16 protein-coding genes are annotated in these 14491 nt (G+C 72.6%); 7 read left to right on the top strand and 9 right to left on the bottom strand.

Translation table 11 applies throughout. The annotated features are described in order from the left end of the window. Positions 1 to 58 precede the first annotated feature (58 nt). Complete coding sequence (locus AB0L89_RS13920) at positions 59 to 1027, top strand: LysR family transcriptional regulator (RefSeq protein ID WP_365139429.1); 969 nt, start codon at positions 59 to 61, stop codon at positions 1025 to 1027. A 62-nt stretch (positions 1028 to 1089) separates the two neighbouring features. Here the strand turns inward: AB0L89_RS13920 and AB0L89_RS13915 are convergent, their stop codons facing one another. After that, positions 1090 to 1854, bottom strand: a complete 765-nt coding sequence (locus tag AB0L89_RS13915) for an alpha/beta hydrolase (protein WP_365139426.1) — start codon at positions 1852 to 1854, stop codon at positions 1090 to 1092. A gap of 102 nt (positions 1855 to 1956) precedes the next feature. Between AB0L89_RS13915 and AB0L89_RS13910 the strand changes: the two genes are divergently transcribed. Continuing rightward, positions 1957 to 3126 carry an adenosine deaminase gene (locus tag AB0L89_RS13910; RefSeq protein WP_365139423.1) on the top strand — a complete coding sequence of 390 codons (1170 nt, stop codon included), beginning with the start codon at positions 1957 to 1959 and terminating at the stop codon, positions 3124 to 3126. Positions 3127 to 3288: 162 nt separating this feature from the next. Then, positions 3289 to 3630 carry an ATP-binding protein gene (locus AB0L89_RS13905; RefSeq protein WP_365139420.1) on the top strand — a complete coding sequence of 114 codons (342 nt, stop codon included), beginning with the start codon at positions 3289 to 3291 and terminating at the stop codon, positions 3628 to 3630. A gap of 96 nt (positions 3631 to 3726) precedes the next feature. Here AB0L89_RS13905 and AB0L89_RS13900 read toward each other — a convergent pair whose 3' ends face one another. The 5 genes from AB0L89_RS13900 to afsQ1 all read right to left on the bottom strand — a co-directional run bounded on the left by AB0L89_RS13900 (position 3727) and on the right by afsQ1 (position 7475). Beyond that, entirely contained in the window at positions 3727 to 3927 is a 201-nt protein-coding gene (locus AB0L89_RS13900; RefSeq protein WP_365139417.1) for a PspC domain-containing protein, read from the bottom strand. A gap of 90 nt (positions 3928 to 4017) precedes the next feature. Beyond that, positions 4018 to 4566: a VanZ family protein gene (locus AB0L89_RS13895; RefSeq protein ID WP_365139414.1), complete on the bottom strand. Its 549-nt coding sequence runs from the start codon at positions 4564 to 4566 to the stop codon at positions 4018 to 4020. Between the two features lie 73 nt (positions 4567 to 4639). Further along, the gene (locus tag AB0L89_RS13890; protein WP_365139411.1) at positions 4640 to 5242 is read right to left on the bottom strand and encodes a hypothetical protein; all 603 of its coding nucleotides are present in this window, start codon (positions 5240 to 5242) and stop codon (positions 4640 to 4642) included. After that, complete coding sequence (locus AB0L89_RS13885) at positions 5239 to 6801, bottom strand: HAMP domain-containing sensor histidine kinase (RefSeq protein ID WP_365139408.1); 1563 nt, start codon at positions 6799 to 6801, stop codon at positions 5239 to 5241. The genes AB0L89_RS13890 and AB0L89_RS13885 overlap by 4 nt, the downstream gene beginning before the upstream one ends. Then, the gene (gene afsQ1, locus AB0L89_RS13880; protein WP_030562528.1) at positions 6798 to 7475 is read right to left on the bottom strand and encodes a two-component system response regulator AfsQ1; all 678 of its coding nucleotides are present in this window, start codon (positions 7473 to 7475) and stop codon (positions 6798 to 6800) included. The genes AB0L89_RS13885 and afsQ1 overlap by 4 nt, the downstream gene beginning before the upstream one ends. A 191-nt stretch (positions 7476 to 7666) precedes the next feature. Between afsQ1 and AB0L89_RS13875 the strand changes: the two genes are divergently transcribed. Further along, a complete protein-coding gene (locus AB0L89_RS13875) occupies positions 7667 to 8443 on the top strand; it encodes a SigE family RNA polymerase sigma factor (RefSeq protein ID WP_365139405.1) in 777 nt (258 codons plus the stop codon). Between the two features lie 269 nt (positions 8444 to 8712). Here AB0L89_RS13875 and AB0L89_RS13870 read toward each other — a convergent pair whose 3' ends face one another. Continuing rightward, positions 8713 to 9354: an ATP-binding protein gene (locus tag AB0L89_RS13870; RefSeq protein ID WP_365139402.1), complete on the bottom strand. Its 642-nt coding sequence runs from the start codon at positions 9352 to 9354 to the stop codon at positions 8713 to 8715. 236 nt (positions 9355 to 9590) lie between these two features. On the opposite strand from AB0L89_RS13870, the gene AB0L89_RS13865 reads away from it, so the two are divergent. Continuing rightward, a complete protein-coding gene (locus AB0L89_RS13865; RefSeq protein WP_365139399.1) occupies positions 9591 to 10883 on the top strand; it encodes a serine hydrolase domain-containing protein in 1293 nt (430 codons plus the stop codon). Between the two features lie 138 nt (positions 10884 to 11021). Next, positions 11022 to 11447, top strand: coding sequence for a hypothetical protein (locus AB0L89_RS13860; RefSeq protein WP_365139396.1), 426 nt, complete (start codon positions 11022 to 11024; stop codon positions 11445 to 11447). Here AB0L89_RS13860 and AB0L89_RS13855 read toward each other — a convergent pair. After that, positions 11444 to 13003 (bottom strand): MDR family MFS transporter, encoded by a 1560-nt coding sequence (locus AB0L89_RS13855; protein WP_365139393.1) that lies wholly within the window; start codon positions 13001 to 13003, stop codon positions 11444 to 11446. The genes AB0L89_RS13860 and AB0L89_RS13855 overlap by 4 nt on opposite strands. Positions 13004 to 13030: 27 nt before the next feature. Further along, entirely contained in the window at positions 13031 to 13627 is a 597-nt protein-coding gene (locus tag AB0L89_RS13850; protein ID WP_365139390.1) for an NAD(P)H-dependent oxidoreductase, read from the bottom strand. A gap of 103 nt (positions 13628 to 13730) precedes the next feature. Here AB0L89_RS13850 and AB0L89_RS13845 point away from each other — a divergent pair, with 103 nt between their 5' ends. Further along, positions 13731 to 14459: a TetR/AcrR family transcriptional regulator gene (locus tag AB0L89_RS13845; RefSeq protein WP_365139387.1), complete on the top strand. Its 729-nt coding sequence runs from the start codon at positions 13731 to 13733 to the stop codon at positions 14457 to 14459. The last annotated feature ends 32 nt before the right edge of the window (positions 14460 to 14491 follow it).

Raw genomic sequence — 14491 nt, 5'->3', positions numbered from 1 at the left:
TGAACGTACGACCGGCTTTTTGATGCGTCCAATGCATGGAAACCCCATAATCGTTCCCATGCCGCATCAGCAGAGGTCACAGCCGCGCCTGTCACGGAACAGTGACGCAGAGGACATCGTGACGCTGCTCGCGCCCCGCCTCGCGTACTTCGCGGGGGTCGCCCGCACCGAGCACGTCACGCGTGCCGCGCAGGAGCTCCAGGTCCCCCAGTCGACGCTCTCCCGCGCCCTGGTCCGGCTCGAACGGGACCTCGGCGTCGACCTGTTCGCCCGCCACGGCCGCACCGTCGCGCTCACCCCGGCGGGCCGCACCTTCCTCGCCTCGGTCGAGCGGGCGCTCGGCGAGGTCGAGCGGGCCGCCGAGTCGGTGCGCGCGGACGCCGACCCGGCCTCCGGCAAGGTCGCCTTCGGCTTTCTGCACACGATGGGCTCGGAGACGGTGCCGGGCCTGATCCGCGCCTTCCGCGCCGACCACCCGCGCATCCGCTTCAGCCTCGTCCAGAACTACGGCGAGGCGATGCTGGAGCGGCTGCGCGCGGGCGAGCTCGACCTCTGTCTCACCTCACCGGTGCCCGACGCCCCCGACCTGGTCGCCCGCCGGCTCGACGAGCAGCGCCTGCGCCTGGTCGTCCCCGACGACCACCGGCTCGCGTCCCGCAAGCGGGTCCGGCTCGCCGAGGCCGCCGACGAGGCCTTCGTGACCCTGGAGCCCGGCTACGGCCTGCGGCGCATCACCGACGACCTCTGCCAGGAGGCGGGCTTCCGGCCCCGGGTCGCGTTCGAGGGCGAGGAGGCGGAGACGCTGCGGGGCCTGGTCGCGGCGGGCCTGGGCGTGGCCCTGCTGCCGCCGCCGGCCGTCCCCCGCCCGGGAGTCGTGGAGCTGACGGTGACGGGCCAGCGCGCGGTGCGCGAGATCGGCGTGGCCTGGCTGGACGGCCACCCGGACACACCGCCGGTGGCGGCGTTCAAGCAGTTCCTGCTGAGCAGGAAGGGCAGACTGCTGCATTCGAGCCCGTCCGGCGACTGAGGACGAACTCGGCGGAGCCGGTGAGCGACGGAGCCGGTGAGCGGCGGAGCCCCGTCGCCGGGTCACTTCCGAAGGGACTGCCCGAAGCCGGAGGCCAGCGGCATGCGCAGCCCCAGCGGCGGCGGCGCCGCCAGCGCGTCCTCCAGGGGCCGGGCGAAGTCCGCCCCGAACAGCGTGCCCATCACGAAGTCCGAGGCCAGCGCGAGGACTTCGGACTGGTGCTGATGCAGCCGGTGCCCGTCGGAGTGCACCTCGAACCGGCACACGTCACGGTTCGCCTTCTTCGCCCGCTCGGCGAAACGGAACGACAGCTCGGGGTCGGTCCGCTCGTCGTTCGTGCCGTGCACGATCAGCACCCGCCGCCCCACCAGCTGCTTCACCGGCTCCGGCGGCGCGGCCACGTCCTCCTCGGGCAGCCAGGGGGCCAGCGCCAGCACGGAGTCGACCGCCGTGTGCCCGCCCGCCCGGAGCGCCGCGCGCCCGCCCATGTCGACGCCGACCAGGCAGACGGGGACGTCGCCGTAGAGACGTACGATCTCGTCCGCCGCCCACGCCGTGTCCTGGGCGAGCTGTGCCTGCGCGCCGTTCCAGCCCCGGCAGCGGTAGTGCACGACATGGGTGGCGAGGCCCGCCTCGTGCCCGTCGCGGGCCAGTCTGCGCCCCAGCGCGCGCACCGCGCCCGCCGCCAGGGGGGTGGGTCTGCGGGTGGACGTCTCCGCTCCGCCGGGCAGCAGGAGCACCGCCCCGCTCACGGCGGCAGGCGCCGTTCCGATCACACGCCCGAGCCTGGCCGCGCCCGCCGGCTTCGCGGTCCCTTGCTGTGCCATGACAGAACAGTCTCAGAAGCCATGGTGTACGCCACCCGTCCGCACGGTCACTGTTACGTATCGACCAGTGAGTTCTACGCGCGTAGGCGCTAGAGTGCCGAAATGACGAGCCAGACTCACCCGACCGGTCACACGGACCGCGAAACGCCCGACGCCGAACAGATCCGGCGCGCCCCCAAGGTGCTCCTGCACGACCACCTCGACGGCGGCCTGCGCCCCGGCACCGTCGTCGACCTCGCCCGCGAGACGGGGTACGAGGGCCTGCCCGAGACCGACCCCGACAAGCTCGGGATCTGGTTCCGCGAGGCGGCCGACTCCGGCTCCCTGGAGCGCTACCTGGAGACCTTCGCCCACACCTGCGCGGTGATGCAGACGAAGGACGCCCTCAAGCGCGTGGCCGCCGAGTGCGCCGAGGACCTCGCCGAGGACGGCGTCGTCTACGCCGAGATCCGGTACGCCCCCGAGCAGCACCTGGAGCGCGGCCTCACCCTCGAAGAGGTCGTCGAAGCCGTCAACGAGGGCTTCCGCGAGGGCGAGCGCCGCGCGAAGGCGAACGGCCACCGCATCCGCGTGGGCGCCCTGCTCACCGCCATGCGGCACGCGGCCCGCGCCCTGGAGATCGCCGAACTGGCCAACCGCTACCGCGACTCGGGCGTCGTCGGCTTCGACATCGCGGGCGCCGAGGCGGGCTTCCCGCCCACCCGTCACCTCGACGCGTTCGAGTTCCTCAAGCGCGAGAACAACCACTTCACGATCCACGCGGGCGAGGCCTTCGGCCTGCCGTCGATCTGGCAGGCCCTCCAGTGGTGCGGCGCCGACCGCCTCGGCCACGGCGTGCGCATCATCGACGACATCGAGGTCGCCGACGACGGCTCCGTGCGGCTCGGCCGCCTCGCCTCGTACGTGCGCGACAAGCGGATCCCGCTGGAGCTCTGCCCGACCTCCAACCTCCAGACCGGTGCCGCCACTTCCTATGCCGAGCACCCCATCGGGCTGCTGCGCAGGCTGCACTTCCGCGCGACGGTGAACACCGACAACCGCCTGATGTCGGGCACCAGCATGAGCCGCGAATTCGAGCACCTGGTCGGCACATTCGGCTACACGCTCGACGACATGCAGTGGTTCACGGTCAATGCGATGAAATCAGCATTCATTCCTTTCGATGAACGACTCGCCATGATCAACGACGTGATCAAGCCCGGATATGCCGAGCTGAAGTCCGAATGGCTGTTCCGTCAGACGGTCTCGACCAGCGCTTCTGTCGGAAACTGACGGAAGTCCGCGCGTCTTTGCCTGCGGCGTCAGCGGCCGGGGTCCCCGTGACCCCGGCCGCTTTCCGTTCATTGCGGCCCGTGATCTGTGCTGTTTACGGTCGTTGAACCCCGCAAACCCCCTCAGTAAACCGCTCAGCAAAGACACAAGGACACAGTGAAGATGAAGCAGTCTGCCGCCAAGACCCTCGGTGTCGCCGCCCTCGGTGCCGCTTTCGCCGCCGCCGGCGCGGGTGCCGCCAACGCCGCCCCCGCCGTCCCCGAGGCCGCCGCTGCCCTGGGCACCGTCTCCTCCGCCCTCCCCCTGGACCAGGCCGCCAAGACCCTCCCCGCCGGCGCCCCCGAGTCCCTCGCCGCCGGGCAGAACGCGCTGACCGGCGGTCTGGCCGCCGCCGAGAAGTCGGGCAAGCCCGGCAAGCCCGGTGACCCGGTCTCCGGCCTGCTCGGCGGCCTCCCGGTCGGCGGCGCGACCGGCGCCCTCCCCGGCGGCCTGCCGCTCGGCTGACCCCTTTCTCGTCCGTACGCCGATGGGGCGCCCCTCTTCGTGAGGGGCGCCCCATCGTGTTTCCTCGCGGGACCGGTGGTCGGCCGGTCCGTGTGGTCACCAGGCCTGGCGGGCCTTGCTCTCCGAGGGGAGCAGGACCCACAGCGCGATGTAGAGCAGGAACTGCGGGCCGGGCAGCAGGCAGGAGAGCACGAAGATCACGCGCATCGTCGCCGCGGAGGTGCCGAAGCGCTGGGCCAGGGCCGCACACACTCCGCCGATCATCCGGCCGTGGGTGGGGCGGGCAAGGGCGGTCATGTGGGGCTCCTTCGCGAACCGTCGGGGTGAGGCGCTGCGTCGGCCTCGATGTCTCAAAGGTACGGTCGCGAACCGGGTCAAAGCATCGCTCTACGGTGCGATGCCGACCCTGGGAATTGTCGGGGTCGCACCCTGAGAGGTGTCCTCCCGCAGGAGGGCGGAGCGGTCCGTCACGTCCTCATGGCGGCGGAGCCTGGCCCGTGCGGCGGGCACGACCGCGAGGTGCGCGAGGGCCACGCCGAGGGTGTTCAGGAGCAGCGAGTCGATGTCGACGACCTGTCCGGGCACCCCGGTCTGCAGCAGTTCGATGCCGAGCGAGAGCAGCGCTCCGGCGGCGACCGTACGCACCAGCGAACCCCACGGCGAGACGACGAGCCGCCCGCCGGCCAGGGGCAGCAGCACACCCAGCGGGGCGAGCAGCAGCACGCTCTCGCCGATCCGGCGGGCCGCCTGAAGGCCGCCGAGCGCCAGGTCCGCCTTGATCCCGGCGAGCGGCTGCAGGTTCGCGGCGCTCACCCAGGGGACGTCCAGCGGACGCAGCGTGATCCACCCGACGAGCAGGAGATGCGCGACGAGGAGGAATCCTCCCGTCGCGCGGAAGCGGATGGCGGCAACACGGCCGCCCGAGCCTTGACGCACGCCCCCCAAGACGTCACAGGCGGCGGGATCGGTTCCGCGCGGCCTCGGCGGTTACGTGCCGGTTACGCGCCGGTTACTTGAGGGATTCCGCGGGCGGCGCCACCGTCCCGGGCCGGGAACGGACCTCCGCGGTGCACCCGTACTCCCGCAGTGGATCGTCCCCCGGACCACCCATGATCACCGAGTGGTCGTCCGAGGAGGCCGCGCTGTCGGCCAGTGTGCACACGATCTGCGCGAGCGCGAACGCGGACAGGTCCTCCGGCCGCGTACTGAAGCGCAGCGCGTCGGCCGGGTCGCCCTCGCGCGGACCGGAGACGGTGGTGCCGCCCCGCACGTCCGTGGCGAAACCCGCCTCCTTCTCCGGCACCGAGGGGGGCGTGGCCAGCTCGTCGAGGAGCGCCTGGGCGATGCGCACCCGGTCGGTGGTCGCCTTGTCCGTGCTGATCTGCACGGTCCGGTCGACGGTCACCAACTGGGCCGCGCACACCAGGAAGACCTGCACGGGCACGCCGCGCCCCGACTGCGAGGCGATGGCGGAGCCCGACATCACGCACGGCACCCGCGACGGCGCCGGGCCGTAGTCGGTGGGCACCTCCGTCGACCTGATCCCGCACCCGGCGAGCACCGCGGCGAGCCCGACGGCGGCGGCCACGGCACGGATCCGTCGCCCGTTCATGCCTGGCCCCCTTCCGCGTCCTCGTCCCCGGCCCCGTCGGCGCCCTCGTCACCGACGTCGCGCGGCAGCCACAGCGTGAACACCGCGCCGCCCTCGGGCGAGTTGGCCGCGGTGATCTCGCCGCCGTGGATGTGCGCGTTCTCCAGCGCGATGGACAGGCCGAGGCCGCTGCCCTCGGACCGCGGCCGGGACGCGCTGGCCTTGTAGAAGCGGTCGAAGACGTGCGGCAGCACGTCCTCGGGGATGCCGGGGCCGTGGTCGCGCACCGCGATGACCAGCTTCGCGTCCTCCAGGCGCACCGACACCGCCACCGGGGAGCCGCCGTGCTTGAGCGCGTTGCCGATCAGGTTGGCCAGGATGACGTCGAGGCGGCGCGGGTCGAGGCGGACCGTGATGCCCCGCTCGGCGTCCAGCTCGACCGCGTCCAGCCAGGCGCGCGCGTCGATGCACGCGGTGATCTGGTCGGCGATGTCGACGTCGTCCAGGACCAGGCGCGCGGTGCCCGCGTCGAAGCGGGTGACCTCCATGAGGTTCTCCACGAGGTCGTTCAGGCGGCGGGTCTCGCTCACCACGAGGCGTACGGCGGGCTCGATCATCGGGTCGACCGAACCGGTCTCCGCGTCGAGCTCCTCCTCCAGGACCTCGGTCACGGCGGTGATCGCGGTCAGCGGGGTGCGCAGCTCGTGCGACATGTCGGCGACGAAGCGCCGGGACGCCTCCTCGCGGGCGCTCATGTCGGCGACCTTCTTCTCCAGGTTCTCGGCCGTCCTGTTGAACGTCCGCGAGAGATCGGCGAGTTCATCGGTGCCGGACACCCGCAGCCGGGTGTCCAGCTTGCCCTCGCCGAGCCGCCGCGCGGCAACCCCCAGCCGGTGCACGGGTTTCAGCACGGTCGTGGCGGCGGCCTGCGCGAGCAGCGCGGAGCCGATCAGCGCGAGCCCCGTGGCGATGGCCAGCGACCAGCCGAGCGAGCTGAGGTCCTTCGCCTCCGGCTCCAGGGACTTGAGCATGTAGCCGGTGGGGCCGCCGCCGATCACCGTGGCGCCGCCCACCAGGTACGGGGTGCCGTGGTCGACGGTCCGCTGCCAGTACAGGTGGTACGGGCTCTTGTTGCCCGAGCCGATCGGCTGCTTCTTGTTCACCGCCTTCTGCAGCGAGGACGGGACCTTGGCCAGCGTGAACGCGTCCAGGTCGGAGTAACCGACCATCTGGCCGCCGCCCTTCTTCTCGGCGACCAGGAGCACGCTGTAGCGCTGGCTGCTGTTCGCCATCTGCGCTGCCGCCGCCTGGAGTTCCTCCTGCGAGGGGTTGGGCGGCAGCGCGCCCGCGCGGTTCTGCATCTGCTGCCGGAAGTCCTTGAGCGCCGCGTCCTGCGCACGCGTCAGCACGGCCTCGCGGTTGAGCCAGTACGCGATGCCGGAGGCGGAGACGGCGGCGGTGAGCGCCACGAGCCCGAACACGACGACGAGCCGGAGCCGCAGGCTCGTGAAACGCAGCCCCGCCAGTATGGCCTTGCGCGCCGCGGCCCAGCCGCGGAGCTTGTCCTGCGGTTTGGTCACTGAGGCGTGTCCAGCCGATAACCGACGCCGCGCACCGTACGGATGAGGGTCGGCGAGGACGGCACGTCCTCGACCTTGGCGCGCAGCCGCTGCACGCACGCGTCGACCAGCCGGGAGTCACCGAGGTAGTCGTGCTCCCACACCAGCCGCAGCAACTGCTGGCGCGACAGGGCCTGTCCGGGTCTGCGGCTCAGCTCCAGGAGCAGCCGCAGTTCGGTCGGCGTGAGCTGCAGGTCCTCGCCGTTCTTCGTCACGGTCATCGCGGCCCGGTCGATGACGAGCGAACCGAAGGTCGCCGCGTCGTTCGCCTCGCGCTCACCGCGCCGCAGCACGGCGCGGATCCGGGCGTCCAGGACCCGCCCCTGCACGGGTTTGACCACATAGTCGTCGGCGCCGGACTCCAGTCCGACCACCACGTCGATGTCGTCGCTGCGGGCGGTCAGCAGGATGATCGGCAACTGGTCGGTGCGCCGGATGCGACGGCACACCTCGAACCCGTCGATGCCCGGCAGCATCACATCCAGCACGATCAGGTCCGGCCGCTGCTCACTGAGCAGCTTCAGGCCGTCCTCGCCGGTGGCAGCAGTGGCCACCCGGTGCCCCTGGCGCGTCAGTGAAAGCTCCAGGGCCGTCCGGATGGCGTCGTCGTCCTCGATCAGCAACAGGGAAGGCACGGACGTCATTCTGTCCCATGCCACGGCCCCAGTTCGACTGCTGGAGCGCTCCCACACCGCACCCTCACGCGCGGAACGGGATCACAGGGCGCTGTGACAGGCCTGTGACAGTCGGCGGACACCGTCATGAAGTGGCTCGGGCAGAGTTTTGGTCACACGCAAAGCCGGACTCCACCGACGGGGGGCGCAAGATGAATACGCTGCACAGCACCAGCTCACGCGCAGTTGTCACGCGTCTCCACGACGTCGGGCGGGGAACCGAGAAGTCCGGTGCCGTGAGCGGGCGGGGGTGCGCTCGCGGCACCGGGCGTCAGCACACCGGGTTCATGACGGTGGTCGACGCGTTCCAGGGGGGCCACGGGGGACACGGGGCCCACACAGGGGCGGACGGGGGAGCTCACGGGGGAGCCGCGTACGGGGAGGACTCGGGGGAGCGGAAGTCCCTGTCGGAGGCGGAGTTCACCGCCTACGTGCAGGAACGCCGTGCCTCCCTGTACGCAACCGCCTACCACCTGACCGGTGACCGCTTCGAGGCCGAGGACCTGCTCCAGAGCGCCCTCTTCTCGACGTACCGGGCCTGGGACAGGATCAGCGACAAGGCCGCGGTCGGGGGCTACCTCCGCCGCACCATGACCAATCTGCACATCAGCGCGTGGCGCCGCCGCAAGCTGAACGAGTACCCGACCGAGGAGCTGCCGGAGACGGCGGGCGACACGGACGCGATGCGCGGCACGGAGCTGCGCGCGGTTCTCTGGCAGGCCCTGGCCCGCCTTCCCGAACTGCAGCGGACGATGCTCGTGCTCCGCTACTACGAGGGTCGTACGGACCCCGAGATCGCGGACATCCTCGACATCAGCGTGGGCACGGTGAAGTCCAGCATCTGGCGGTCGCTCCGCCGGCTGCGCGAGGACGAGGTCCTCAGCTTCGGCCGTGACCAGGAGGAGTCCTTCGGCGAGTTGGTCGCCTGAGGATCGGGGGGAACACGGGGGAAGTACGGGGGCCGCCGCTCCGGGGGGACGCGGCGGAACAACGGGGATCACGGGGGATCCACGGGGGAAAAAGTGGCGGGACCGGAAGGCCGGGGGGTCTTTCCGGTCCCTCTGCTGTGTGCGGGTGCCCGGGCCCGTCCGCGGCGTGCGGCCCGTCAGCGCCGGTCCGCGGCGTGCGGCCCGTCATGCCCGTTCGCCGCGTGCGGACGCCGGTCCCGTCCGCCCGCCGTACTCGTACTCAGTAGCCCTCAGTCGCCGACCTGGGCCGTCGCCTTCGCGCACCGCCCGGCCGCCGCGTCGGCGACCCGGCCAAGCGCCTCGTCCTTGCCGCACGCGTACGCCCCGAGAGCGGTCTGCCGCGCCACGATGGCGCGTTCGGCGCGCATCAGCCGCCACCCGCGCCGCAGCAGGAACGGCACCGACTTGCGCCCCTCCCGCAGATCCCGCAGCAGCCGCCGCCGGAACGTGGTGGAGGGTCGCCCCCGCAGACAGATCGCGTCGGCGAGCACGCCGAGCTCCCGGCACCGCCGCACGATGTCCGCGGCGAAGATCCCCTCCGCGATGAATAGGGGCGTCCGCTCGATGTCGAGTGCCTCCTGCCCGACGCGCGCGCTGATGGAGATGTCGTAGACCGGCACCTTCGTGCGTCCCGTGCGGCACAGCTCCTCGATGGCGGCGACGGCCACGTCGGCGTCCCAGGACGCCGGGGAGTCCCAGTCGATGTCCGAACTGCCCGGTACCTGCGGCAGCGTGGGGTCGCCGGCCTCCTTGTAGAAGTCGTCCAGGCACAGCACCGGCAGCCCGGACCGCGCGGCGAAGGACGACTTGCCCGAGCCGGAGGGGCCGGTGAGCAGCACGACGCGGGTCGGTATCGGGGGATGGGATCCCAATTCTGTGAACCTTTGCACCTGGGGCTGTGCCGGCGAGGCCCGATGGACCGCGTCTCCCGACACGGTTCGCCAGCGTGGTCGGGAGTCATTATCAACCGAGACGCGAAGAGGGCCCAGACCGCGGCGGCGGTGGTGGCGGTTCCGGAGGTGGCGGACGTGTGAAGGGGGCAGACCCCCCTTCCGGGCGGCGGCCCGCCCCAGTGACCGCGGGCCGCCCGCGCACCACGCTGGTCGGCATGACAGCACAGTCACGCCCCCGCGGCGCGCACGAACCCTCCCGGACCAGGCCCCTCCGCTCCCGTCGCACGGTGGTGGCCGTCTTCCTGGCCCTGGCCGGACTGGCCGTCCCCCTCGCCCCGCCGGGAGCGGCGGCCGAGGCTCCGGCCGCCGCCGCGAACACCGGACTGAGGCAACTGGCACGGGACCTGGTCGCGGCAGGGGCGCCCGGGGTGATCGTGCGGGTCGACGACGGCACGGGCCCGCCGGTCGAGATCACCGAGCAGGCGCCCTGGGCCGCGAAGGAGTACCGGCTCCGCGCCGACGACGAGTTCCGCATGGGGTCCAACACCAAGACCATGATCGCGACGCTCGTGCTGCAACTGGTCGCCGAAGGCAGGCTCGACCTGGCCGACCCGGTGGAGAAGTGGCTCCCCGGCCGGGTGCCCGACGGCCGCGCGATCACGCTGCGCATGCTCCTGAACCACACCAGCGGCCTGTTCGACTACACCGAGGACACCGCGGTCCTGCCGTCGCTCCTGGGCAAGGACCGGCGGCGCTGGACGCCGACGCGGCTGCTCGCCCTCGGCGTGCGGCACGACCCGCTCTTCGCGCCGGGCACGAAGTGGTCGTACAGCAACACCAACTACGCGGCGATCGGCGCCGTCCTGGAGAAGGCCACCGGGGAGGGCCTCGCCGAACTGGTCCGGGACCGGATCGCCCGGCCGCTCGGTCTGCGGCACACCTACTACGCCACGGACGGAGCCTGGCGCGGCCCGCACGCCCGCGGTCACGAACCCGACGCCGCCCACATGCCGCCCGGGGTGCCCGCCGCGTTCAGGGAGTACGCGGGGACGCCCCGCGAGGGGCACGTGGACGTCTCCGACAACAGCCCCTCGTGGGGCGGGCCCGCCGGGGCGGTGGTGTCCACCGCGCGGGACTGGGCCCGTTTCCACACCGCGCTGATGTCCGGCGGGCTGCTGCCCGCCGCGCAACTGGCCCAGCTGCGCACCACCGTGCCGATGTCCCCGGACGAGCCGGACGGACCCGGCTACGGCCTCGGCATCATGACCCTCAAGACCCCCTGCGGCACGGTGTGGGCGCACGACGGCGGCATCCCCGGCTACCTCAGCACCACCCTCACCGACGCGACCGGCAGCCGTACGGCCGCGGTCCTGGTCGCGACGGAGGCGTTCGCCGAACACCCCGACGCCTTCCCGGAGATCACGCGGGCCGCCAGGACGCTCCAGAGCGCCACGCTGTGCGCGATGCTCGGCGAACCCGCACCGGCACCTTCCGCGGGGACCGGCTGAGTTCCCCTCGGGCGGGTCGGCCTTGGTGTCCGCTCCATCCGTCAACTACGCTACGTGTCCGCTCGATCACTCACCCGGTCGGCTTCCGCCGCGCGCGACGTCGACCGTTCGCTCCGTACGACGACATGGGCGGTACCAATGGCACGACACTCAGGATCCAAGGCACCCCGGACCGGCTCCCGCGCGCTGCTGCGTGCGGGGCTGACCCTCACGGCGGCGGGCGCCGCGCTCGTCGGCGGGGCGGCGGCCGCGAGCGCCGCACCGGCCCCGGACGCACCGGCGGGGTTCGCCACGCCGCTGGGCGACGTCGACGCGGCGGCGTCGGGGCAGGCCGTCCTGGGGACGGTGCGGGGCGCGACGGCGAGCGGGCTCGGCCCGGCCAAGAACCTTCAGCTGGACCCGCTGGCCGGCACCGGCGTCGACCCGCTCGACAACGCGCTCGGCACCCAGGTCGCCGACTTCAAGCCCGTCAGCACCGCGGCCGTCACCGGCCCGATCGCCGAGGGCGCCTCGCTGTCCGAGCTGCCGGTGGTCGGCCCCGCGACGGGCCTGCTGCCCGGCTAGTCGGCGGCCCGCGGGTCCGGGGCCCCGGTCCGCGACCGCAGCGGCACCTCGCGGATCAGCAGGGCGGCCGCGAAGGCCAGCGCGCACAGTGCGGCCGTGCCCGCCATGACGCCGTGCAGCCCGCCGGTGACCCCGGCCCGGAAGGCGTCCCTGACCGGCTCGGACAGATCGCGCAGCGCCGCGGGCGTCAGCTCGTGGCCGCCCGCGAGGCGCGCGCCCTCGGCGCCGAGCCGGTCCGTGAGGGCGTCGCTCACGCGGCTCGCGTGGACGGAGCCGAGCACGGCGACGCCGAGCGAGCCGCCGATGGTGCGCAGCAGCGTCGTGGTGCCGCTCGCGGCGCCCATGTCGCGGGGCTCCGCGCTGTTCATGGTGATCAGCAGGGACGGCTGCATGAGGCAGCCGAGGCCCACGCCGAGCACGAGCGTCAGCGCGGAGGCCGCGGCCGTGGGCGTGGCCACGCCGAGGGCGAGCAGCGCCAGGGCGCCCGCCACCGCGACCGCGGCGCCGATGATCGGATATCCGCGGTACCGGCCGCCGTTGCCGACGGCCCGCCCGATGAACAGCTGCGCGCCCATCATCCCGAGCATCAGCGGGAGCAGCAGCAGCCCGCTCTGCGTCGACGACATGCCGTGCACGAACTGCATGTACTGCGGAAGGTACGTCGCAGCCGCCATCATCGCCGCGCCCGCGAGGAAGCTAAGGGCCTGCGCCAGCGTGAAGTTGCGGTCGCGGAACAGGCGCGGCGGAATGACCGGTTCGGGTGCCCGCCGCTCCACGCGGACGAAGGCGGCGAGCGAGAGCGCCGCGAGCAGCGCGAGGCCCGTGATCTGCGGGGAGAGCCAGCCGTACGTCGAGCCGCCCCAGGTGCCGAGCAGGGTGAGCGCCAGGATGCCCGTCGTGAGGAGCGCGGCGCCCGCGTAGTCGACGCGCGCCGTGGAGCGCTCGGCGCGCACGTGGACGAGGAGCCCGACGAGCAGCAGCGCGACGGCGCCGACGGGCACGTTGACGTAGAAGACCCAGCGCCAGTCGAGCCGGTCGGTGAGGAAGCCGCCGAGCAGCGGGCCGCCGATCATCGCGGCCGGCAGCAGCACGCCGATCATCGACTGCGAACGGCCGGCCTGCGCGGGCGGCAGCAGTGTCCCGATGAGGGAGAGCGCGCCGACGAAGAGGCCGCCCGCGCCGAGCCCCTGGAGCGCGCGGAACGCGATCAACTGCCCCATGTCCTGGGCGAGTCCGCACAGCACGGACCCGGCGAGGAAGACCGCGATCGAGGTCAGATAGCTGCCCTTGCGGCCGTAGAGGTCGCCGAGCTTGCCCCAGATCGGGGTGGAGACGGCGGTGGTGAGCAGATAGGTCGTCACCACCCAGGAGAAGTGGCCGAGGCCTCCGAGGTCACCGACGATCGTCGGGAGCGCGGTGCCGACGATCGTGCCGTCGAGCGTCGCCAGGATGATGCCGAGCAGCAGCCCGAGGACGGCGAGCCGGGAGGGCGGGGCCGGCTGCGGGGCCTCGCTCGGGGCTCCTGCCGCAGGCGGCTTCTCCGTACGCTGATTCATGACTTCCCCCAGAGGTGTGACGTGGCGTCAGGCGGCGTACGGGCGGGCGGTCCTGGCCTCGCGCAGCGCCTGCGCCCACCAGGCGAGCTGGTCGAGCATGGCCTTGGCGGCGGCGTCGCTCGCCGGGTCCTTCATCCCGCCGTCCTCGTCGAACAGGCCCCACGCCTGGTGCAGGCTGACCGTGTTGCGGATGGTCGTCGCGTTCAACTCGGCCATCACCAGGCGCAGTTGCTCGACGGCGCGCAGGCCGCCGGAGATGCCGCCGTAGGAGACGAAGCCGACCGGCTTGGCGTGCCACTGCTCGTTGTGCCAGTCGATCGCGTTCTTCAGGGACGCCGGGAAGCTGTGGTTGTACTCCGGAGTGACGAAGACGAAGGCGTCGGCCGCCGCCAGGCGCGGCGAGACCAGCGCGAGCGCCTCCTCGGTGCCGGGCGCGGCGGGGCCGCCGAAGGGCGGCATGACGGTGGGCAGCGGCGTCTTCGCGAGGTCGACGACGTCGGCGCGCATGTCGCCGCGCCCGTCGAGGTGCTCCTTGATCCAGTCGGTGACGACGGGCGCGAAACGGCCCTCGCGGGTGCTGCCGACGACGACGGCGACGCGGAGCGGCTGCGGCTGAGTGCTCATGGGGACCCCCTGGGTGTGTACGACGCCGATGTGTACGTCGTATCGAGACGCGTACAACGTACACCTCGCTGTGTACGCCGTCCACAACGGATACGCTGTACGCATGGCCACACAGAAGAAGGGCGAGCCCGAGGTCTCGCTCTGGGAGCGCATGGAGCGCCCGGCGGCCGCGCAGCGCGCCACGCTGACGCCGCAGAAGATCGCCGCGGTCGCGGTGCGGGTCGCCGACGCCGAGGGCTTCGCCGCCGTCACCATGCGCCGCCTCGCCACCGAGCTGGGCGTCGCGCCGATGGCCGCGTACCGCCATGTCTCGGGCAAGGAGGACCTGCTGGCGCTCATGGTCGACCTGGTCTCGGCCGAGCTGACCCCGGCCGCCGGGGCGACGGGCTGGCGCGACGTCCTGCGCGAATCCGCGCGCGCCACCCGCGAGATGGCGCTGCGCCACCGGTGGATGGCCGACCTGCCCACCCCGCTGCACGCGCTGACGCCGAACCGGTTCGCGGTCGCGGAGCGGCAGCTCGCCGCGCTCGACGGGCACGGCCTGGACGTCGACACGATGATGGCCGTCTTCCGCACCGTCACCGCGTACGTGGGCGGCATGGTGCGGTCCGAGGTGTTGCTGAGCGAGTACCTGCGCCAGCAGGAGTGGGAGAGCCCCGACGAGGCGCGGCGCGGCCTCGCACCGCAGATGAACTACCTGATGGGGACCGGGCGTTACCCCACGTACCGGCGCTACATCCACGAGGCGACGCGCAAGGACGACCCGACCTGGGAGTTCGAGACGGGCCTGGACTGCGTGCTCGACGGGATCGCGGCGCGCTTCGGGCTGTGAACCGGCGCCGGACATGCCGAGGCCCCGGCCTC

The sequence above is a fragment of the Streptomyces sp. NPDC052114 genome (assembly GCF_040680155.1).
Lineage (GTDB): Bacteria > Actinomycetota > Actinomycetes > Streptomycetales > Streptomycetaceae > Streptomyces.
Note: the sequence above shows the minus strand (reverse complement) of the source record. Positions and strands in the feature narration are given on the sequence as shown.